The 279-nt window shown below is 58.8% G+C and carries 1 pseudogene; it reads right to left on the bottom strand.

The window, feature by feature from the left end:
* Nucleotides 1-279 (bottom strand): annotated as a pseudogene (locus tag AC3XQU_RS23790) (integrase); the annotation flags it as partial.

The raw sequence follows: 279 nt of genomic DNA, 5'->3' as shown, positions 1-279 counted from the left end.
CGACCAAGGCGCCTCACGTAGCTCGCTTGGCCGCACGCCGGTCAGCGTCAATAGGTGCAGGCCAAGGCGCAGATCTAAAGCGTGAGGATATGTGCGGATGGCGCGGAGCAGTTCAGGAAGCTCTTTCGCCGTGACGTGGGCGTAGTTCTCGGCTGGCTTGGATTGCAGGAAACGACTAAGGCCTTCCAGCGGATTGTGAATGGCTCTGCCTGTCACTCTCGCCAGATCGTAGATTTCCTTGCAGGAGCGGCGAACGCGGCTCATTTGTTCAAGGATTCC

The organism is Telluria sp. AZSoR62 (assembly GCF_058111565.1).
The sequence above is the reverse complement of the archived record's forward strand: the minus strand, read 5'-3'. Positions and strand labels throughout refer to the sequence as shown.